The organism is Mycolicibacterium chlorophenolicum (genome assembly GCF_001044235.1).
Classification (GTDB): domain Bacteria; phylum Actinomycetota; class Actinomycetes; order Mycobacteriales; family Mycobacteriaceae; genus Mycobacterium; species Mycobacterium chlorophenolicum.
This window is the reverse complement of record NZ_JYNL01000023.1, coordinates 1-19509: the sequence shown is the minus strand read 5'-3', so window position 1 is coordinate 19509 and position 19509 is coordinate 1. Positions and strand designations below refer to the sequence as shown.

General features: G+C 68.7%; 19 protein-coding genes, 1 tRNA gene and 1 pseudogene. 6 read left to right on the top strand and 15 right to left on the bottom strand.

Annotation, left to right across the window (positions count from 1 at the left end; translation table 11 throughout):
- Positions 1-10: 10 nt before the first annotated feature.
- Positions 11-1255, top strand: coding sequence for a YibE/F family protein (locus tag MCHLDSM_RS12240; protein WP_048470332.1), 1245 nt, complete (start codon positions 11-13; stop codon positions 1253-1255).
- Here the strand turns inward: MCHLDSM_RS12240 and MCHLDSM_RS12235 are convergent.
- The 8 genes from MCHLDSM_RS12235 to MCHLDSM_RS12200 form a co-directional block, all read right to left on the bottom strand.
- Entirely contained in the window at positions 1252-3510 is a 2259-nt protein-coding gene (locus MCHLDSM_RS12235; protein ID WP_048470331.1) for an SMP-30/gluconolactonase/LRE family protein, read from the bottom strand. The genes MCHLDSM_RS12240 and MCHLDSM_RS12235 overlap by 4 nt on opposite strands.
- Positions 3511-3588: 78 nt before the next feature.
- Entirely contained in the window at positions 3589-4926 is a 1338-nt protein-coding gene (locus MCHLDSM_RS12230; protein ID WP_048470330.1) for an adenylate/guanylate cyclase domain-containing protein, read from the bottom strand.
- 25 nt (positions 4927-4951) lie between these two features.
- Positions 4952-5815, bottom strand: a complete 864-nt coding sequence (gene rfbA, locus MCHLDSM_RS12225; RefSeq protein WP_048470329.1) for a glucose-1-phosphate thymidylyltransferase RfbA — start codon at positions 5813-5815, stop codon at positions 4952-4954.
- Complete coding sequence (locus MCHLDSM_RS12220) at positions 5815-6183, bottom strand: nuclear transport factor 2 family protein (RefSeq protein ID WP_048470328.1); 369 nt, start codon at positions 6181-6183, stop codon at positions 5815-5817. The genes rfbA and MCHLDSM_RS12220 overlap by 1 nt, the downstream gene beginning before the upstream one ends.
- Before the next feature lie 17 nt (positions 6184-6200).
- A complete protein-coding gene (locus MCHLDSM_RS12215) occupies positions 6201-6947 on the bottom strand; it encodes a maleylpyruvate isomerase family mycothiol-dependent enzyme (RefSeq protein WP_048470327.1) in 747 nt (248 codons plus the stop codon).
- Between the two features lie 4 nt (positions 6948-6951).
- Positions 6952-8268 carry a cytochrome P450 gene (locus MCHLDSM_RS12210; RefSeq protein WP_048470658.1) on the bottom strand — a complete coding sequence of 439 codons (1317 nt, stop codon included), beginning with the start codon at positions 8266-8268 and terminating at the stop codon, positions 6952-6954.
- An 8-nt stretch (positions 8269-8276) separates the two neighbouring features.
- Positions 8277-8600 carry a DUF1330 domain-containing protein gene (locus MCHLDSM_RS12205; protein ID WP_048470326.1) on the bottom strand — a complete coding sequence of 108 codons (324 nt, stop codon included), beginning with the start codon at positions 8598-8600 and terminating at the stop codon, positions 8277-8279.
- Entirely contained in the window at positions 8597-9925 is a 1329-nt protein-coding gene (locus MCHLDSM_RS12200; RefSeq protein ID WP_048470325.1) for a UDP-glucose dehydrogenase family protein, read from the bottom strand. The genes MCHLDSM_RS12205 and MCHLDSM_RS12200 overlap by 4 nt, the downstream gene beginning before the upstream one ends.
- A 208-nt stretch (positions 9926-10133) precedes the next feature.
- Between MCHLDSM_RS12200 and MCHLDSM_RS12195 the strand changes: the two genes are divergently transcribed.
- Positions 10134-10751, top strand: coding sequence for a DUF4232 domain-containing protein (locus MCHLDSM_RS12195; RefSeq protein WP_048470324.1), 618 nt, complete (start codon positions 10134-10136; stop codon positions 10749-10751).
- A gap of 7 nt (positions 10752-10758) precedes the next feature.
- Here MCHLDSM_RS12195 and MCHLDSM_RS12190 read toward each other — a convergent pair whose 3' ends face one another.
- Positions 10759-11547 (bottom strand): 2-keto-4-pentenoate hydratase, encoded by a 789-nt coding sequence (locus MCHLDSM_RS12190; protein WP_048470323.1) that lies wholly within the window; start codon positions 11545-11547, stop codon positions 10759-10761.
- Complete coding sequence (locus tag MCHLDSM_RS12185) at positions 11544-12173, bottom strand: TetR/AcrR family transcriptional regulator (RefSeq protein WP_048470657.1); 630 nt, start codon at positions 12171-12173, stop codon at positions 11544-11546. The genes MCHLDSM_RS12190 and MCHLDSM_RS12185 overlap by 4 nt, the downstream gene beginning before the upstream one ends.
- A 109-nt stretch (positions 12174-12282) precedes the next feature.
- On the opposite strand from MCHLDSM_RS12185, the gene MCHLDSM_RS12180 reads away from it, so the two are divergent.
- From MCHLDSM_RS12180 to MCHLDSM_RS12170, 3 genes are read left to right on the top strand one after another with little or no spacing between them, the layout of a single operon-like run.
- A complete protein-coding gene (locus MCHLDSM_RS12180) occupies positions 12283-13851 on the top strand; it encodes a bifunctional 3-(3-hydroxy-phenyl)propionate/3-hydroxycinnamic acid hydroxylase (protein WP_048470322.1) in 1569 nt (522 codons plus the stop codon).
- Complete coding sequence (locus tag MCHLDSM_RS12175; protein WP_048470321.1) at positions 13848-14714, top strand: alpha/beta fold hydrolase; 867 nt, start codon at positions 13848-13850, stop codon at positions 14712-14714. The genes MCHLDSM_RS12180 and MCHLDSM_RS12175 overlap by 4 nt, the downstream gene beginning before the upstream one ends.
- Complete coding sequence (locus MCHLDSM_RS12170; protein WP_048470320.1) at positions 14711-15724, top strand: VOC family protein; 1014 nt, start codon at positions 14711-14713, stop codon at positions 15722-15724. Before MCHLDSM_RS12175 ends, MCHLDSM_RS12170 begins: the two co-directional genes overlap by 4 nt.
- Here the strand turns inward: MCHLDSM_RS12170 and MCHLDSM_RS12165 are convergent.
- Positions 15721-17325 (bottom strand): DUF7159 family protein, encoded by a 1605-nt coding sequence (locus tag MCHLDSM_RS12165; protein ID WP_048470319.1) that lies wholly within the window; start codon positions 17323-17325, stop codon positions 15721-15723. The genes MCHLDSM_RS12170 and MCHLDSM_RS12165 overlap by 4 nt on opposite strands.
- Before the next feature lie 209 nt (positions 17326-17534).
- Positions 17535-18107, bottom strand: coding sequence for a dCTP deaminase (gene dcd / locus MCHLDSM_RS12160; protein WP_048470318.1), 573 nt, complete (start codon positions 18105-18107; stop codon positions 17535-17537).
- A 145-nt stretch (positions 18108-18252) separates the two neighbouring features.
- On the opposite strand from dcd, the gene MCHLDSM_RS12155 reads away from it, so the two are divergent.
- Positions 18253-18326: transfer RNA gene (locus MCHLDSM_RS12155), tRNA-Gly, on the top strand.
- Positions 18327-18474: 148 nt separating this feature from the next.
- Here the strand turns inward: MCHLDSM_RS12155 and MCHLDSM_RS38755 are convergent.
- The 3 genes and pseudogenes from MCHLDSM_RS38755 to MCHLDSM_RS40385 form a co-directional block, all read right to left on the bottom strand.
- Positions 18475-18867: an integrase core domain-containing protein gene (locus MCHLDSM_RS38755; RefSeq protein WP_053082967.1), complete on the bottom strand. Its 393-nt coding sequence runs from the start codon at positions 18865-18867 to the stop codon at positions 18475-18477.
- Between the two features lie 2 nt (positions 18868-18869).
- A pseudogene (locus tag MCHLDSM_RS40390) lies at positions 18870-18943 on the bottom strand (hypothetical protein); the annotation flags it as partial.
- 1 nt (position 18944) lies between these two features.
- On the bottom strand, positions 18945-19312 hold a 368-nt coding region (locus MCHLDSM_RS40385; protein ID WP_412178252.1), incomplete at its 3' end, for an integrase core domain-containing protein.
- Positions 19313-19509: the final 197 nt, after the last annotated feature.

Sequence of the window (19509 nt, the reverse complement as noted above, 5' to 3'; positions counted from 1 at the left end):
CTCTGTCCGAGTGGCGCACTCCCACTCGCACTCACACTCACTGAACGGACCGTCTCCGCTCGGGCCGTTGGCCGCGAAGATCGTCGTCGCGATCCTGGCTGCGTGCGCGGTCGCGGTCGCCATCGGCGCCGTGGTGCTGTGGCCCAGCGGCCAGAAGGCTGACATTCCGCTGCCGTTCCAGAACGCCGCAGGCGGCGCCGTCACCACCGAGGCCGGCCATGTGGTCTCGAGCAGCACCGCGACGTGCGGCAGTCCGTCGGCCGGAGCGGTACTCACCTCCGTTCCCGTGCCTGCGGTCGGCGAGGGGGCGCAGTGCGTGCAGACGCTGGTGGCGATCGACTCCGGACCGAATCAGGGGGCGACGACGCTGCTCGAGTTCAGCGGCGGCCCCGGGCAACCGCATCTCGCCGTCGGCGACGACATCCGGATCAGCCGGCAGGTCGACGATGTGGGCACCACCACGTACTCGTTCTACGACTTCGAGCGGACGTGGCCGCTGACCGTGTTGGCCGCGGTGTTCGCGGTGGTGATCGTGGCGGTCGCGCGATGGCGCGGGCTGCGCGCGCTGGTCGGCATCGTGATCGCGTTCGGCGTGCTCGTGGTGTTCCTACTGCCCGCCCTGCGCGACGGGGCGCCCGCAGTCCCGGTTGCGTTGGTCGCCTCCGCCGCCATCCTGTTCGCGGTCATCTACCTCGCCCACGGTGTGAGCCTGCGCACCAGCGCCGCACTGTTGGGCACGTTGACCTCGCTGCTGGTGGCGGCGCTGCTGTCCTGGGCGGCAATCGAATTCGCCCACCTGACCGGGCTGTCGGAGGATCAGAACAACGAGGTGGCCGTGTATCTGGGCAACGTGTCGATCACCGGGCTGCTACTCGCCGGCTTCATCATCGGCTCGCTCGGTGTGCTCAACGACGTCACGATCACCCAGGCATCGGCCGTCTTCGAACTCGCGGAGCTGGAGCCTGCGGGCCGGCGGGCGATCTTCGTCGGCGCGATGCGGGTGGGCCGTGACCACATCGCCAGCACGGTGTACACCCTGGTGCTGGCCTATGCGGGCAGCGCGCTGCCGCTGCTGCTGTTGTTCAGCGTCGCGAGCCGGTCACTGGGCGACGTACTGACCAGTGAGAGCGTGGCCATCGAGATCGCCCGCTCCGCGGTCGGTGGTATCGCCCTGGCGCTGTCGGTGCCGCTGACCACGGGCATCGCCGCGGTGCTCGCGACACCGCACCGTGAGGCGGGAGCCCGATCCGCTTAGGCGGGAATGGTTCTGACGTTCTGTCCCGTGGTCACGTACACGGTGCCGTCGGGGCCGACGACCGGCAGATACCGCGGGGGTGTGCCGTCGAGATCGAGCACTTTGGTCACCCCTGTCGTGGTGAGCGCGTACACACCGGCATCGCCGGGTGCGCGACTGGCGACGTAGGCCGTGCCGTCCGCGCCGAACACCAAGGCCTGCAACGGAAATGCTCCGTACTGGGTGACCACCGGATGGGTCAACGTCAACTCGACGCCGGTCAGCCCGGACGCGTCGAAGCCCACGATCCTGTTGCCGAGTGCGGGATCGTTACGCAGGATCAGGTATCCGCTGCCATCCGGGCCGAATTGAACGTTGGACGTGCTGTCCAGCGCCGGGCCGCGCATGGAAGGCGAGAAGGTGTCGTTGGACAACGTCAGCAGAATCTGTTCGGTGGCGGCGCCGCCGAGTTGCCGAACCTGGTTCAGCTGATAGGCCGTGCCGTCGGGGCCGAAGAACACCGGACCCGGCACCGTGCCCGCGGGCAGTTCGATGGTGCGGTCGATGGTGCCGTCGGCGTTCAGCACCGCGAGGTAGGTGGAGCCGTTCGCGGTGTAGGTCACGTAGCCGTGGTCGTCGGCTTGCTCCCCGGCGCCGAGGATTCGGTTGAAGGCGACGACCTGGGGCGGTGTTCCGGGCAGCGTGACGGTGTTCCTGCTGGTGCCGTCGGGACTGATCACGACCACGGGGGTGTTCTGCAGCGACGGATCGTTGATCACCGCGTAGATCGTGCCTTGGGGGGTGACCTGGAAGCTGCGCAGGCGGCCCTCGATGACCCTCGGGTCGGCGATGGCCTGCGCGGTGATCGCGAACAGGTAGGTGGTGCCGTCGACGCCGTTGTCCCTGGTGCCGGGATAGGTGTACGTCTCCAGGTACACACCGTCGCTCTTCACCACGACCTCGCCCGGCAGCCCGGTCAGGGTGCGCGTCGTGCTGCTGGCCCCGGTGAATGTGTAGAGCCGAGTGGTCTTGCCGCCGAACAGAGTACGAACCGCGACGGGGAGGTAGACGTAACCGTCGTCGCCGAGGATCGGTCCGCTGCCGTTTTGGTCGTAGGGCAGCACGATGGTCTTCGTGGCGCCGTCGGCGGCGATAGCACGCAGCGTTCGGGTACCGAACTGGGTGGAGATCAGGTAGGCGCTGCCGTCCGGTGCCAGCGTCACGCCGGTGTCGGGAGCGAAGGACCGCACGGTGTTCACGGGCGATATGCGCACCGTCCGGTAGTCGGCCGCGCCCGTGGGGCTGAAGATCGTCGGGATGTACGTGTCGATGTACAGGGCGCCGTTGGCGCCCACCGTCGGTCTGCCGCTGGGCGACCCGGTGAGCGTGGCGATCTTGGTGACCGCGCCCGCACTGTCGACCGACCACACGGTGGAGCGGGTGCCACGTTCGTTGGATGTCACGATCACCAGCGACCCGTCCGGCCGGGTGACGCCCTGGGAGTAGATGTTGGGGCTGCCGGCAAAGGCATCGGTGGTGCTGAGCACGGTGCCCGAACTGTCGACGATGCTGACCCGAATGCCTCCCGAGTCGGTGGTCACCTGGTAGACCGTGCCGTTGGCTCCGACGACGACGGGCCCGTTGGGCGAGCCGGGAAGCGGCGAGCTCGCCTCGCTCGGCTCGGCGGCCGCAGCCGACTGTGCGACGCTCGAGACGGCAGCGGTGGTCGCGGCAGCGGCCCGGTGCTCTTCGGCGTGGCGCCGCGCAGCGGCCAGCATGGTCGCCAGCAAGGGTGCTGCGGCAGGGGCATCGGGCTCATCGTCCTGGTGCGACGCGGCCCGCGGGGTGAAGAGGGATTTCAGCACGGCCTTGACGGTCGGCGCGGCGACCGCATCGTCAGAATCGTCCGTATTGACGTGCGCGACAGGAGGTGTCGCATCCGGGGCGTCGTCCGCGTCGTCCGTGGATTCGGACTCGTATCGGTCGGGCTCCGCCTCGGTCGTGGGCGACCGGTCAGCGCGCTTGCTGCCGAAGCCACGCTTCTTGATGGTCTGCGTCTCGGTGTCCTGCTCGTCTGACGTCGCCGCCGACGAAGTCTTCTCCGCGGTCTTGGTCGTCCGCTCGGTCGACGGCCGACCGGGGCTCTCCGAGGCGCCCGCCGACGCTGCGTCATCGGGCTGGGCCCACGCCACGGCTGGAACGGCCACCACCGCCGACCCGATCCCCAGTGCCACCGCCAACGCACCGACGCGACCGACGTACCTGTCCCACCCCATGCACACACCCTCCCCCTTGAGTTTCCAGCAAACCTACGGTGCGGCGACCGGGAAGGCAATCAGGGATTTCCCCGCGGATCAACGGGTGCTGACGCGAAACACCTCGACATCGTCGGTCAGTCCTTTGAAGCGCTGTGGCCCCAGCGCGTCGAAACGCAGTCCCGAGCCCGCCGACAGGTCGCGCACCGTGCGGCTCACCAAGACCTCGCCGGCACCTGCCATCGCGCCGATCCGTGCCCCGGTGTGCACCGCCAGTCCGCTCCACTCGGTTCCGCGCCGCTCGCATTCACCGGTGTGGATGCCGACGCGGATCGGGATGCCGCGGGTCGCCAGTTCAGGCACGAGTTCCAGGGCACACCTCGCCGCACTGGTGGGCCCCTCCAGGAGCGCGAAATAGCCATCGCCGGTGTGGCTGGTGAAGGTCGCGCCGTGGCGGGACAACAGGCGCTCCACGAGTTCATCGTGGGCGTCGAGCCGGTGGCGCCAACGCGCGTCGCCGTGGGCACTGAGCCGCTCGGTCGAACCCACGATGTCGGTGAACATCACGGTCTTGACCATGCGCTCATCAGCCGCCGAACCTGGGCTGCCACAGATGAATTCGAGGCCCTGTTCGGCGATGTCGTCGATGATGTCGAACGAGTTGTGGGGACCCGGCGCGAACTGCCGGAACTGAGCATGCGGAATCGCCGCCGCCAGAGCCGCCGCGGCTTCGACGGGTACCAGCCGGTCACCCGGGCGCGCGAGAACCATCGTCGGCGCCTGGATCGTCCCCAGCACGCCGCGAACGTCGACGTCGACGAATGCCTGCCACCACAGTTTCGCCATTGTCGGACTGGCGATCGATCGCTGCCGCTTCCCGAAGGCTTCTCGGACGCCGATGATTTCGGAGGCGTCGTTGTGGAAGAGATCCGCCAGGGCTCCGTCGCCCCAGTGCTGATCGATCTCGTCGAGCTGCCGGGCGATCTCCTCGGAGCTGAAACCCCACGGATGGTCTGGCGGGTCCTGCGAGAAGCGCGCCGCGGTGCCATAGAGGCAGAGCCGGTGGATCCGGTCCGGATACATCGCTGCGAACATGATCGCGATGGCGCCTCCGTCGCCGGTCCCGGACAGACTGGGGCGCTCTGCTCCCACCGCGTCGACGACCGCGCAGAGATCGGAAACACGCTCTTCGAGGGTCAGGACATGATCTGCCGGATCGGACAGACCGGTGCCCCGTCGGTCCCACATGACGAACTGCATCGACTCAGCGAAGCGATTGACGAGGCGGGCATACGGACTGGTCGGCTCATCGATGTTGTCGACGTCGTTGACCACCCAGCCCGGCGACCAGATCACCACAGGTCCCGAGTCACCGAACACGCGGTACGCCAGCCGCACGTCACCGTTGCGGGCGTACCGCACCCGGTTGTCCCCCATGTCACCATGGTGGCACCGGCGGGGCTCAGCGTTCCAGCAGTTCGAGCAGATACGCCCCGTAGCCGGACTTGAGCAGCTTGTGTGCGCGGGCGGCGAGTTCGTCGTCGTCGATGAACCCGACCCGCCACGCCACTTCCTCGGGCACGCTGATCTTCAGACCCTGACGGCGTTCGATCGTGCGCACGTAATCGCTGGCGTCCAACAGCGAATCGAACGTCCCGGTGTCCAGCCAGGCCGTTCCGCGCGCGAGCACCTCGACGCTGAGCCGGCCCTGCTCCAGATACCTCTGATTGATCTCGGTGATCTCGTACTCCCCGCGCGCCGACTTGCGCAGCGAGCGGGCGATGTCGACGACGTCGTTGTCGTAGAAGTACAGCCCGGGCACCGCGTAGTGCGACTTCGGCGCGGTCGGCTTCTCCTCCAGTGACAGGGCAGTGCCGTCCTCGGCGAACTCGACCACCCCGTAGGCCGACGGGTCGGCCACCCAGTACGCGAAAATGGCTCCGCCGCTGACGGTTTGGAACCGACGCAGACTGGTGCCCAGCCCCGGTCCGTAGAACACGTTGTCGCCCAACACGAGTGCGACGGAATCGTCGCCGACGTGGTCGGCGCAGATCACGAACGCCTGCGCCAGACCGTCGGGCTCGTCCTGCACGGCGTAGGTGAGGTTGATGCCGAAGTCGGAGCCGTCGCCCAGCAGGCGGCGAAACGCCGGGGCGTCGTGGCCGGTGGTGACCACCGCGATATCCCGGATGCCCGCCATCATCAGCGTGGACAGCGGGTAGTAGATCAGCGGCTTGTCATAGACGGGCAGCAACTGCTTGCTCGCGCCCATCGTGATCGGATACAACCGGGTACCCGAACCGCCGGCCAGGATGATGCCGCGCATCAGCCGGTCAGATCGGCTTCGGTCAGCTCGGTGGCCGCCAGCGCGGCGGCCAGATCATCGTGCCGGAACACCGACGTCACGTGATCGTGGACGACACGGAAGGCCGAGGCGGCCGACCCGGCTTCCCCGGCCTCCGAGACCGTCTTCTCCTCGACGACCACCACCCCGTCGTGCACGTAGATGCGGCCGGGCTCGATCGTGCGGCCCAGCCCCTGCGCCCACGCCCGCAGCGCCTCGTGGCCCTGCGCGGCGCCGTGAGCGTCACCGATCTCGATGTCGTCGCTGGACAGCGAGATCAGGGTGTCGACGTCGCCGGCGTTGAGCGCGTCGTGCCAGGCGAGGACGGTGGCCATCTCCGAAGTGGTCATGATCGAAAGCTACGCCCTCAGAACGGCGTGCGTTCCAGCCACCCGTCCCAGACCGCGGTGTCACCGTGCACCTCGATGTCCGCGTCGGCGACCGAGATGCGCCGGACGGTCGCCAGCAGCAGATCCTTGGCCGGGCCGCGCAGCGCGACGCTGCCCTTGCCGTGATCATGCGACCACCACAGGCCTTCCTCGTCGTGCACGATCATCCATTCGCCGGTCGGACCGAGTTCGGGATCGGTGGCATGCAGGTGGATGGACTGCCCACGCTCGAGCGCCGGCCCGTGCCGCCGGTCCACCGAGACGCGGTCGATCCACTCGCTCAGCGCGTCGGCGGCCAGGTCCGGCGACAGCTCGAACGGGACGCCCAGCGCCAGTGCGGCGTCGGCGCGGTGCACCGTCGCCTCGTGCAGCCGTCGCCGGATCCACCACCCCGCCGGGCGGGGGCCGACGAACGTCCACACCCGGGTCTCGGCGCCGACACGGTCGATCGCGTCGCTGATCAGTTCCGCACCGTGATAGAGCCAGTCCGCGGCGGCGTCGGGATCGTCGGGCGGTTTGCCGTCCCGGACGTCGCGCGGGTCCAGCGGCTGATTACGCCGTTCGAGGATGATCTGTGCGGCCCAACGGTTTCCGCGCCCGACATGGCGGAACAACTGTTTGAGGGTCCAGTCTCCACACGTCGGCACGGGAGTCGCGGGGTCTCCCGTTCGGATCAGGTCGCCGAAAGCTCGAGTCTGCTCGAGCAGAGCTGCTCGGAAGTCCACGAGTTCACGCTAGCGCGGCGCGCGCGGTCCCAAGCGTGATCGGCAATGTTGACCAGCCGCGCAATACGCGGGTGTCGCGTCGATCGCCTTCGCCGGCCAACCGAGCACCGGGGTAGCGCTCGAAGAAGGTGCGCAGTCCCACCTCTCCCTCGGCGCGCGCGAGTGCCGCACCCAGGCAGAAGTGCCGCCCGCCGGAGAACGACAGGTGCTTGCCGGCGTTGTCGCGTTCGATGTCGAAGCGGTGAGGATCGGTGAACACCTGCGGATCACGGTTGGCTCCGGCCAGGTGGATGACCACGAGTTCACCGCGTCCGATGCGGGTGCCGGCGATCTCGACGTCGCGGCGGGCGAAGCGGGCGCTCATCTGCACCGGCGAGTCGAGCCGCAGGACCTCTTCGACGGCAGTCGGCCACAGTTCGGGTCGGGCCGCGAGTGTCTCGAGGTGCTCGGGGGTGTCGAGCAGCATCCTGATGCCGTTGCCGAGCAGGTTCACCGTGGTCTCGAAGCCGGCGGCGAGCACCAGACCGGCGGTGGCCTGCAGTTCGCGTTCGGACAGCCGGGCGTTCTCCTCGGAGTCGTGGCTCGCCTGGATGAGTTGGCTCATCAGGTCGTCGCCGGGGTGACGCCGCAGGTATTCGAGATGTTCGCCCAGCCACGCGTTGAAACCCGCGATGCCCTCGTGTACCTGCTGGTACTGCCGCCAGGACAGCCCGATGTCGAGGCTGGGGGCGGCGAGCTCGCCGAAGCGCAGGATCTGCTGCCGGTCGGACTCCGGGACGCCGAGGATGTCGCTGATCACCGCGACGGGCAGCTGCGAGCAGTACTCGGCCACCACGTCGACCACGCCGGACCGGCTCTCCAGCTGGTCGAGCAGCTCGTCGGCGGTGTGCTGCACCCGGTCGCGCAGCGCGTTGACCGCACGGGTGGTGAACACCGAGGACACCAGCTTGCGGCACCGGGTGTGGTCGGGCGGCTCGATCGACAACAGCGACGGCGGCTCGATGGGGTGCAGTAGGCCGGGGTCGGTCTTCTCGTTGATCCAGCGCAACGGCGTCGGCAGCCCGGCACCCAGCGCCGAGACGCGGAAGTCGTCCGAACGCAGGATCTCGTTGGCGACGGCATGGTCGAACGTCATGTACACCGCGCGGCAGCGCACCACCGGCCCGCGCCCCCGCAGCTCGTCGGCGAACGCCGCGGGGTCGGCACGCACCGCCGGGTCGGCGATGAGCCGGGCCTGCGGGTCCCCGCCGCGCCGCGTCCCGATCGCCGACAGCGTGCGCACGATGCCGTGCAGGGCGAGCCAGCGGATCCGGTGCCGCATACGGTCCATCACTCGAGCTTAAGCAGCGGCCGCAGATCGTCCAACCGATCGAACAGATGCCAGATGTAGGACGACGAGCCGTTCTCCCGGTGGGCGTGCAGGTCGGCCAGCTCCGGGTCGTTGCGGTAGCTGTCGAAGGCCTCCTCGGACTCCCATTCGACGAGGATCAGCACCGTGCGGGGCTCGATGTCTCCGGTGACCGATTCGCGGAAGCGCCCCAGTGCCACCACCCGGCCGCCGTGTTTGGCGACCTCCTGCGGGGAGCGCTTCGAGTAGGCGCGGTACTCGTCGCGGTCGGCGACGTCGAAAAGGTTCAGCGCGTAGACGGTCACGCCCCGACGCTACGGCCCAGCGCGTAGACCCGCCAACCCGCCTGCTGCCACCGCTCGACATCGAGGCAATTGCGGCCGTCGACAACGACTTTCGTCCGTACGGTGGCCGCGAGGGCGTCGGGATCCATCTCGAGGAATTCGGCCCATTCGGTCAGCACCAGCACCGCGTCGGCCCGTTCGCAGGCCTCGGCGGCAGACGTCGAGTAGTTCAGCGTCGGGAAGAGTCGCCGGGAGTTGTCCATCGCCTTGGGGTCGTAGACGTTGACCGTGGCGCCGTTGAGCTGCAACAGGCCGGCGACGTTCAGCGCCGGAGAGTCTCGCACGTCGTCGGATTCGGGCTTGAACGCCGCGCCGAGGACGCCGACGTTCGCGCCCAGCAGGGAGCCGCCGCAGGCCCGGGTGGCGAGTTCGACCATCCGGGTGCGACGGCGCATGTTGATGCTGTCGACCTCCCGCAGGAACGTCAGCGCGTGGTTGGCGCCGAGCTCACCGGCGCGCGCCATGAACGCGCGGATGTCCTTGGGCAGGCAGCCGCCGCCGAAACCCAGTCCGGCATTGAGGAATCTGCGTCCGATGCGCGCGTCGTAGCCGAGTGCGTCGGCCAGCGTCGTCACGTCGGCGTCGACGGCCTCGCAGACCTCGGAGATGGCGTTGATGAACGAGATCTTGGTCGCCAGGAACGCATTCGCCGACACCTTGACCAGCTCTGCGGTCTGCAGGTCGGTCAGCAGGAACGGCACCCCGGCGTCGAGCAGCGGCGCGTACAGTGCGCGTACCGCGTCTTCGGCCAGTCGCGAATCACGTTGCACGCCAACGACGATCCGGTCCGGATGCAGGGTGTCGTGCACGGCGAAGCCTTCGCGCAGGAACTCGGGGTTCCACGCGACCTCCACGGTGACCCCCGCGGGGGCGAGCGCGGCGGCGCGGACGGCGATGTCGGCGGCGGTACCGACGGGCACGGTCGACTTGCCGACGATGACGGCAGGCCGCGTCAGGTGCGGGACCAGCGTGTCGATCACTGCGTGCACGTGACGAAGATCGGCGCCGTACTCGCCCTTCTTCTGCGGGGTCCCGACGCCGAGGAAGTGCACGTCGGCGAAGTCGGCGGCGTCGGCGTAGTCGGTGGTGAATCGCAGCCGGCCTGTCGCGAGGTTGCGCTGCAACATCTCTGGCAGCCCTGGCTCGTAGAACGGGACCTCGCCGGCGGCGAGCTTGGCGATCTTGCCCGGATCGATGTCGACCCCGATCACCTCGTGGCCCAGCTCGGCCATCCCGACCGCATGGGTGGCTCCGAGGTATCCCGTGCCGAAGACAGTGCATCGCATAGTGCCTCTCTAGGTACCCGCAATGAGCTGACGGGAACATGACACTGGACGCCAGACCAACGACAGGTGACGAACGCGCGTGACCGCGCCCGCGAACGTGCACTCAGGGCTGTGATCCGCGGCGTTTCACAGCCATAGGTGCACGCTCGAGGGGGCCCCGCCGGCGAAATTGGGATCGGTAGCGGCACGGATGCCCTGTACTGATGCGGTGAACACATCACCCCTGCTCCGCGCCGCCGTTCCCGCAGTCGCCCTGGCAGTCCTGCTGGCCGGGTGCAGCGCTGATCGCAACGATCAGCCGGAGGCCTCCGCGAGCCCGGTCACCTCGTCGGCAGTCCCTCAGCCCACTGCGGCACCGCAGACCACTGCGGCGCCGCAGACCACCGTAGCTCCGGCCACCACGGCCGTCCCCCAGCCCTCGGAGACGCCGCCGGCGACGCCGGTGGCCTGCGCCAATGACGACCTGGACGTGGCGGCGGGCGCCGTGTCGGAGGAGGGCGCCCTGCGCAGGGTGGACGTCACCTTCACGAACGTGTCGTCGGGGGTGTGTGTGCTGGTGAGTTATCCGGGCGCCGACCTGGTGACGGCCGCCGGCGGCGTCCTCGTTCATGTCGCGCGCCGGCCCGCGAACTCTGCGCCCCACCTGGAGCTGCAGCCGGGCGAGAAGGCCACCGCCGACGTGCAGGCCTCCGCGATCGACACCACCACCGGGGAGCCGTGCGGCCGCGTCGGCACCCTCGTCGTCACGGCACCCAACACCACCGAGTCACACCTGCTGCCGGTGAACCTGCCGATCTGCGACGCGACGATCAGCGCGGTCGGTTAACCGCCGGTCACGAGAAGGTCAGCGAGACTTCGCCCAGGCCGCTGATCGTCGCCGACGCGGTGTCGCCGGCGTGGACGAAAGCGGCAGTGGTGAAGGAACCGGACATCACGAACTGGCCGGGCAGCAGGTCGGTTCCGTAGGGCGCCAGCGCGTTGGCCAACCAGGCGACGGCTTCGGCCGGGTCACCCAGCACGGCGCTGCCGCGACCGCTGTCGATCTCGATGCCGTTGAGCGACAACGTGGCTGCCATCGCCGGCAGGTCGAGATCGTCGGTGTAGCGCACCCACGGTCCCAGCACCACGGCTGCGGAGCTCGCGTTGTCGGCGACGGTGTCGCACAGCGTGAGCTTCCAGTCGGCGATCCGGCTGTCGACGATCTCCAATGCCACGGCGACCGCTTCGGTCGCCGCCCGCACCTGGGCGGCGGTGATGCCCGGCCCCCGCAGCGGGGTGTGCAGCAGGAAAGCCACCTCCGGTTCGACGCGGGGGGCACAGAACCGGCCGCACCGCACGGTCGACCCGTCGGCTACCACCATGTCGTCGAGCAGGTAGCCGAAGTCCGGCTCGTCGACACCGAGCAGGGTCTGCATCGGCTCGGAGGTCAATCCGACCTTGTGGCCCAGGACTTTTCGACCCTGCTGCACGCGGTGCGCCAGGTTGACCTGCTGGATGGCGTAGGCGTCGCCGACTTCCATCTGCGGGTACTGCTGCGTCAGCTGGCCGATCGGGGTGGCATCGGCGTCGGCCACTGCCAGCAGACCGGCGGCGTGTTCGATCACATCGCGGCTCAGGGTCATCGCTGCTCGTTCTCCGCGATCATGCGCAGCGCGGTGTCGTAGAGAGCCTGGCCGTGGAGTGCGAAGAGGGCCACGAGATCGACGGTGTCGCCGCCGATCTCCTTGGCGATGAACAGTCCGTCGGCGCCGGCGAGCGCATAGGTGGCCAGCTGGCTCACCTGGTCCTCGGTGAGGGCGGGCCCGAGGTCCCGGATGCTGGTTTGCAGCGCCTCGAAGGCTCGCTGGCGCACCTGGACGAACATGGCCCTGGCCTTCGGCTCGACGGGTCGCCGCTCCAGGGCGAGCATCAGGCCCAGCCGCAGGAAGTCGGGTGAGTCCAGTACCGCTTTGGCGGTGCCCGTGGCGACCTCCATCAGCCGGTCCCGCGCGATCACGTCATCGGGGAGCTGCCAGACGGTCAGCCAGTTCCCGAAGCTGCGCTCGATGACCGCGGCGATCAGGTCGTCCTTGTCCTTGAAGTGCCAGTAGATGGAGCTGGCGGGCAGTCCGCACTTGGCGCTGACCGCGCCGATGCTGGTGCCCTCGTAGCCCCGTTCGGCGGCGATCTCGGTGGCCGCGTCGAGGATCCGCGTCCGCGAGAGTTCGCCGTCGGCTCGGCGTTGCCTGCGCTTGGGCTGGTCTGGCATGTGATCGTCCTCCACCTCTTGACTCCGTAGCGATCACTACACTACCGTAACGATCACTACGGAACAAGCTCCGGTCGGCGACGACCCGCGGACGAACAGTGAGACAGTCATGAACGATCCGTCGACGTACGACGTGGCCATCGTCGGGTACGGCCCCGTGGGCGCCACCGCGGCGAACCTGTTGGGGCGCAGCGGCCTCGACGTCGTGGTGATCGAGCGGGATCCCGACATCTACTTCCGGGCCCGCGCGATCTCCACCGACGAGGAGGTGGTGCGGATCTGGCAACAGGTCGGACTGGCCGACCGGCTCAACGCCGACATGCAGCCCGGCGCGGGCGCCACGTTCGTCGGCGCTGACGGCCGCCCGTTCGCCACGCTGCTGCCCACCGATCGGGGCAACGGCCATCCGCCCCAGCAGTTCATCTACCAGCCCGCAGTGGACACGGTGCTGCGCGAGGGAGTGGGCCGCTTTCCGAACGTCACCGTGCTTCTCGAGCACGAATGCCTGCGCGTGCTCCAGCGCCCCGACGGTGTCGAACTGATGCTGGCGGACCTGACCGACGATGCGTTCAGACGGATCCGCGCCCGGTACGTGATCGCCGCCGACGGCGGCTCCAGCGCACTGCGGGGGCAGCTGGGCATCGGCTTCGGCGGACGGACCTTCTCGCAACGCTGGATCGTCATCGACACCAAGGTGCTCCGGGAGTGGCCCGGCCACGACCGGCTGCGCTTCCACTGCAACCCGGCGCGCCCCGCCGTCGACTGCCCGACTCCGCTCGGGCACCATCGCTGGGAGTTCCCCGCCCGTGACGACGAGGACGAGAAGGTCCTACTCAGCGACGATTCGTTGTGGAAAGTACTTGGCGCGCATGGGGTCACGTCCGATGACGTCGAGATCATCGGCGCCGCGTGCTACAGCCATCACGTCCGGTTCGCCGAACGGTGGCGGGTGGGCCGGGTGTTCCTGGCCGGCGACGCCGCCCACGCGATGCCGCCGTGGATCGGTCAGGGCATGTGCGCAGGGGTACGCGATGTGGCCAACCTGTGTTGGAAGCTCGACGCCGTGATCACGGGCTCGCTGCCCGAGACGGTGCTGGACACCTACCAGGCCGAACGGTTGCCTCACGTCAAAGAGGTGACCCGGCGGGCCGTCAAGGTCGGGAAGCTCATCGTCGAACAGAACCCGGTGCGCGCCACGCTGCGCGACCGGGCCTTCCGCGCGGCCGTCAGGCTGCCCCACTTCACCACCTGGCTGCGCCGGCACCGCTGGCTCCCCGACGCGCGGTACCCGTCAGGTCTGATGGCGCACAACGGTATTCCCGCGACGGGCTGGTTGATCCCGCAACCCTGGGTGACCGACGACCACGGTCACCGGGTGCGTCTCGACGACGTGATCGGCGGCAGATGGACGGTCCTGCACACCGGTCCCGAGCAGCCCTGGCAGCAGTGGCGGGCGGCCGGCGTGCCGATCGTCGCGGTGGCCCCGCCGGGAACCTCGCCGGCCACCGGACGTGTCGTCGACGACGATGCCGCGCTGACCCGGTGGATGCAGGCCAAGAAGGCCTCCGTGGTGGCGGTCCGTCCGGATGGATTCGTCTACGCCGCCGGCGGGCAGGATCCGCTGCCCGCACCCCCCACAGGATTCACCGCAACCCCCCGAGTGAGGCAAGAAGCATGACCAGAACCGATTCCGAATACACGGTGCGTGCCCACGGCGCCGAGATCTTCCTGACCGACACCGGCGGCGACGGCCATCCGGTGGTGCTGCTGCACGGCGGCGGCCCCGGAGCGTCGGGGATGTCGAACTACTCGCGCAACGTCGACGCGCTGGCCGCGTCGTACCGCGTCCTCGTGCCCGACATGCCCGGTTACGGCCGCTCCTCCAAGCGCATCGACCACGACGACCCGTACGGCCATCTCGCGGACGCCCTGCGCGGCATGCTCGACGAGTTGCGCATCGGGCGCGCCCATCTGGTCGGCAACTCCCTGGGTGGCGCAGCGGCGCTGCGGCTGGCGCTGGACACCCCGCAGCGGGTGGGCAAGCTGGTGCTGATGGGACCCGGCGGCATCGGCATCACGCGTCGGCTCCCCACCGACGGCTTGAAGAGCTTGCTGAGCTACTACGGCGGCGACGGGCCGAGCCGTGAGAAGCTCGCCGCGTTCATCCGCACCTACCTGGTCCACGACGGGGCTGAGGTGCCCGACGACCTGATCGACCTGCGCTACCAGGCCTCCATCGATCCGCAGGTCGTGGCCGACCCACCGCTGCGCCGCCCGTCGGGCCCGCGCACCCTCTGGCGGATGGACCTCACCCGTGACCGGCGGCTCAGGAACCTCCCCAACCCGACCCTGGTGCTGTGGGGCCGCGACGACAAGGTCAACCGACCCGACGGCGGGCAGATGCTGCTGACGATGATGCCGAACGCCGAACTCGTCATGACCTCCCGCACCGGGCACTGGTTCCAGTGGGAACGCGCCGAGCTGTTCAATCAGCTCGTCGGCGACTTCCTCTCCTCCGAATCAGCCTGGGCCACAGCATGACCGCGATGAGTGCCGACATCTTCGGCAAGGTGCACCTGGGCTACCTCGTCATCGAGACCGAGAAGTTCTCCGACTGGCGCCGTTTCGGTCGCGACGCCATCGGCATGCACCTCGACGAGACCCTGCCCGGGCTGATGCGATTCCGCCTCGACGACCACGCCTGCCGCTTCCTCGTCCAGCGCGGACCCGCCGAGGACACCGTTGCGCTGGGCTGGGAGGTCGACGACCACGACACCTTCGAGGTCGTCGAGGCGCGCATCCGCGCGCACGATGTACCACTGACCGAGGGAACGGCCGAGGAGGCGGGGCTGCGCGGCGTCGAACGCTTCGTCCGCTTCCCCGGCCCCAACGGGCTGGCGCAGGAGATCTACGTGAACGCCGAACGTGGTTCGCAGACATTGCACTTGGGCGCCCCCGGAGGATTCGTGACCGGTGCGGACGGCATGGGCCACGTCGCGATCGCCACCAAGAAGCCGCACCAGATGCACGGTTACTACCGCCGGGTGTTCGACGCCCGGCTGTCGGACTACATCGACGAGACCATCAGCGGCCTGAAGTTCAAGATCCGCTTCCTGCGTGTCAACGAGCGCCATCACAGCGTGGCGATCGCAGCGGTGAACAGGTTGCCGCTCAACCCCATTCGCACCCGGATCCAGCACTGCAACATCCAGGTCGCCGAACTGGACGACATGGCGCTGGCGTATCGGCGGGTCAAAGACCTCGGCTTCGCGATGGCCCTGTCGATCGGGCAGCACACCAACGACAAGGAGTTGTCGTTCTACGCCGTCACCCCGTCGGGCTTCGAATGGGAGGTCGGGTGGAACCCGATCGTCGTCGACGAGACCACGTGGACGCCCACCACCCATCAGGGGATCAGCATCTGGGGGCACACTCCGGAGGGACACAACATCGTGACCATGCTCGAGCGGTTCACGGCCGGCGCGCGGTCGGTCTGGCGCGCCGAAGACAGCGTGCCGGCACTCGCGGGCGCCGGCATCGCGGACAGCTAACCGCGGCCACCGCCGGGCGCGCAGAAGATCAGGAAGCAGTTGTTACCGCCGCCGGAGGACCCGCTGCTGCCGCGCGACGAGCCGGAGTCGCCGAATCCGCCTGAGCCACGGCCGTAGTCGTTGTCACCGCGGCCCGAGGACGAGTTCGATCCGCTGCCTGAGCCGGGCCACTGCGGCGTCTGCGGCACCTGGGGTACCTGTGGCACCTGCGGCTGCTGTGTCTTCGGCGGGCTCCACGGCGGCGTCCACGGGGTCTCCGGCTCTTCGGGCTCGGGTGCCTGTTGCGGCTTGCTCGGCCACGTCCACGCCGGCTTCGGCGGCGACCACACGGGCCACTGCCGCTGCGGCACCACGATCACCGGCGGCGGCACGACGACCGGCGGCGCGACCACCGGAGCAGGTGCCGCCGGGGCGGGAGCCGGTGCCGCAGGCGCGGGGGCAGGGGCCGGAGCGGCGGGCGCCGGGGCGGGGGCCTGCTCGACGTACACAGTGCGCGGCGCCTGCTGCGGGGTCTGCTGTACCGCGACGGGAACGGGCGGCTTGATGGTCTCCGCCGAGGGGGCCGGAGGCGCCGGCACCTGTGCCGCCTGCTCGATCGGCTTCGGGGCGGGTGCCTGACTGCTCGGCACGATGGCCGCCTGGGCGGGGCTGGGCCGGGAGTCGACCGTGGGCCGGATGCTGACCGCGAGCGAAATGACCAGCGCGACAACGCCGATCACGAAGATCGACGTCAGTGCGCTCCCGACGAGCAGGAACGGTTTGCGCCCCTCCTCGATCTCGCGCATCTCGGTCGGCGCGAACTCGTCCACGACCTCGTCGGCGTCGACCGCGGCCAGTTGGGTGTCTGCGCCGGCGAGGCCCGCGTAGAGGGAGCCCGCCGTGGCGCCGTCCGGATCCTGCGAGTAGGCCAGGCCGACGGTGGTGGCCTCGAACGCGGGAGCAGTGGCCGAGGCGAGGGCCGCGCCGCGGGCCAGCGCCAGCTCGGCGTCGTCGGGTGCGCTGACCGGTAGGGCGACGAGGTGCTCGAGGTGGGCCTTGACCGAGCTGACGTCGACACCGGAGCCCACGACGAACAGGCCCTGCGGAGGTGCTTCCTGGGCGGCGACGGCGCCGGCCATCTCGGTCAGCACCGCCATCGCGTCGGCGCTGTGCAGCGTGCGGCTGAGCACCTTGACCACCGATCCGTCGTCGGTGCGCACCACCGACAGCGTCGCGGTGTCGCGGTCGACGAACAGCAGCGCGGTGGTGTCGTATCCGACGGCACGCCCGACGGCCTGCGCCAGGGATGAAGCGGCGTGGCTCTCGGCGACGAGCATGACGTCGTCGATGCCGTGAGCGGTGAGTGCATCACGAAGCGCCGAGGCCTCGGTGTGGTCACTCCACGTGACGCCGATGGATTTCAGGTGATGTCCGCCGGTCTCCGCGCTCTCCTTGGTGCCCTGGATCGCGGCGACAACCTGCTCGGCGACGTTTGCCGAGCCGTCGACGGAAGCGACGTTGAAGACGTCGTGGTCGACGGTGACACCGTCGGCCTTTTCGCCTTCGACCAGCACCATGCGGACCGTCGTAGGTGTCATCGACACACCCAGTACGATGTCCACTCCACCCCTCCAAATGTTTGCTGCAGCCTGGTGGTCATCCGCGCTCACCTGCGCACTGTGAGCCGACAACTAGTACTTCATCGGCGCGAACTGCTGCTGCGTTACATCGGTCGCTGTTAGCTGAACGCCGAGAAGACACGGCAGTTCGCGCCACTACTTATGACATTACTAGCCGTCGCGGGATTCCCGCTGTGACGGTTCTGCGAGGCTCAGCGGGATCGGATGAAGTTCTGGTAGGACCGCGACGGCGTGGGACCACGCTGACCCTGATACTTCGAGCCGGCCTTGTCGCTGCCGTAGGGGTGCTCGGCCGGGCTGGTCAGCCGCAGCAGGCACAGCTGCCCGATCTTCATGCCGGGCCACAGCGTGATCGGCAGATTCGCGACGTTGGACAGCTCGAGAGTGATGTGCCCGGTGAACCCGGGATCGATGAACCCGGCCGTCGAGTGCGTGAGCAGGCCGAGACGGCCGAGGGAGGACTTACCTTCGAGCCGCCCGGCCAGGTCGTCGGGCAGCGAGCAGCGTTCCAGGGTGGCCCCGAGGACGAACTCCCCCGGGTGCAGGACGAAGGGCTCCCCCTCTTTGGGCTCGACCAACGTGGTGAGGTCGTCCTGGCGCTGCGCAGGGTCGATATGGGTGTAGCGGGTGTTGTTGAACACCCGGAACAGGTTGTCGAGGCGGACGTCGACGCTGGACGGCTGGATCAGACTGTCGTCGAACGGGTCGACGCCGAGTCGGCCGGCGTCGATCTCGGCCCGAATGTCGCGGTCGGAGAGCAGCACGGGACGAGCGTAACGGCGGTGTCGGGGTCAGCGGTGCTCAGCCTGGCGCCGAGTGTGCGCTCAGGGCGCCTCGCGGGCTGTATTTCCGCCCTGAGTGCACACTCGGCGCGGTCGCGGACCGTGTTAGCCTTCTCGTTCGAAACATGCCGATGTAGTTCAATGGCAGAACATCAGCTTCCCAAGCTGAATACGCGGGTTCGATTCCCGTCATCGGCTCCATTGTGATGTTGCAAGACATCCGAATAGCTCTGAACCCTCGTTGGGGTTCAGGGCTTTTTTCGTGGGCGGCCGCAGGGGACGCCGCGGGGTTGGTAGTCCCNTTGTGATGTTGCAAGACATCCGAATAGCTCTGAACCCTCGTTGGGGTTCAGGGCTTTTTTCGTGGGCGGCCGCAGGGGACGCCGCGGGGTTGGTAGTCCCTGGTGGGGTCGATGGTGAGGTGGCGGATGAGCTCGCCGGTGGAGGCGTCGATGATTCTGACGTCGAGGTCGTGGATGAGCATCAGAACGCGGGTTCGGGCGTGGGCGCGGCCGATGCTGATGTGGTGCAGCTTGCCGTTGACGCGCAGGGTGAGGGTGCCGTAGGTGTCGACGCGGTCGGTGCGTACTCGTTGGTGGCTGTCGGTGCGTTCGCCGGGGGCGAGTTTGGGGCGGGCGGTGTAGGCGGTGGCGGGGGGGGCTTTGTGGGGCAGGGAGCAGTGCGGGCGTCGGTGGTTGTACTCGTCGACGAAGGCGTCGAGTTGGGTTTGTAGTTCGGTCATGGTGTGAGCGTGGGCAGCCGGTCGAGCAGGCGCTGCCCCTCGGCGCGCACGGTCGCGGGTTCGACACCGACAGCCTNGTGCCGTAGGTGTCGACGCGGTCGGTGCGTACTCGTTGGTGGCTGTCGGTGCGTTCGCCGGGGGCGAGTTTGGGGCGGGCGGTGTAGGCGGTGGCGGGGGTGGCTTTGTGGGGCAGGGAGCAGTGCGGGCGTCGGTGGTTGTACTCGTCGACGAAGGCGTCGAGTTGGGTTTGTAGTTCGGTCATGGTGTGAGCGTGGGGCTGGCGGGAGAGCCAGCGTTTGAGGGTTTGGTGGAAGCGTTCGATCTTGCCGCAGGTGGTGGGGTGGTTCGGGGTGGAGTTGATTTGGATGACGCCTCGTTGGTGTAGTTCGTGTTCCAGGGCGTTGCGGCCGCCTTTGCCGCCGGCGAGTCGGGTGGTGAACACCATGCCGTTGTCGGTCAGGGTGGAGTATGGGGTGCCATGGGCGGCAATGGCTTTGCGGAAGTCGTTGACGACGATGGGGCCGGTGACGCGGGGGTGGGCGGTCACGGAGATGGCGTAGCGGGAGTGGTCGTCGAGCCAGTCCAGTATTTCGACGTGGGTGCGGTCGGCGAGCCACCAGTGGGTGAAGTCGGCTTGCCATC

What these genes read in the sequence shown, in the direction of transcription:
- MCHLDSM_RS12220 (WP_048470328.1), bottom strand. Translation starts at nt 6,183, where the DNA reads ATGACCACTTCGGAGATGGCCACCGTCCTCGCCTGGCACGACGCGCTC.
- MCHLDSM_RS12185 (WP_048470657.1), bottom strand. Translation starts at nt 12,173, where the DNA reads ATGCCAGACCAGCCCAAGCGCAGGCAACGCCGAGCCGACGGCGAACTC.
- MCHLDSM_RS12230 (WP_048470330.1), bottom strand. Translation starts at nt 4,926, where the DNA reads ATGGGGGACAACCGGGTGCGGTACGCCCGCAACGGTGACGTGCGGCTG.
- MCHLDSM_RS12170 (WP_048470320.1), top strand. Translation starts at nt 14,711, where the DNA reads ATGACCGCGATGAGTGCCGACATCTTCGGCAAGGTGCACCTGGGCTAC.
- MCHLDSM_RS12180 (WP_048470322.1), top strand. Translation starts at nt 12,283, where the DNA reads ATGAACGATCCGTCGACGTACGACGTGGCCATCGTCGGGTACGGCCCC.
- MCHLDSM_RS38755 (WP_053082967.1), bottom strand. Translation starts at nt 18,867, where the DNA reads ATGACCGAACTACAAACCCAACTCGACGCCTTCGTCGACGAGTACAAC.
- MCHLDSM_RS12200 (WP_048470325.1), bottom strand. Translation starts at nt 9,925, where the DNA reads ATGCGATGCACTGTCTTCGGCACGGGATACCTCGGAGCCACCCATGCG.
- MCHLDSM_RS12210 (WP_048470658.1), bottom strand. Translation starts at nt 8,268, where the DNA reads ATGCGGCACCGGATCCGCTGGCTCGCCCTGCACGGCATCGTGCGCACG.
- MCHLDSM_RS12235 (WP_048470331.1), bottom strand. Translation starts at nt 3,510, where the DNA reads ATGGGGTGGGACAGGTACGTCGGTCGCGTCGGTGCGTTGGCGGTGGCA.
- MCHLDSM_RS12175 (WP_048470321.1), top strand. Translation starts at nt 13,848, where the DNA reads ATGACCAGAACCGATTCCGAATACACGGTGCGTGCCCACGGCGCCGAG.
- rfbA (WP_048470329.1), bottom strand. Translation starts at nt 5,815, where the DNA reads ATGCGCGGCATCATCCTGGCCGGCGGTTCGGGTACCCGGTTGTATCCG.
- MCHLDSM_RS12190 (WP_048470323.1), bottom strand. Translation starts at nt 11,547, where the DNA reads ATGACCCTGAGCCGCGATGTGATCGAACACGCCGCCGGTCTGCTGGCA.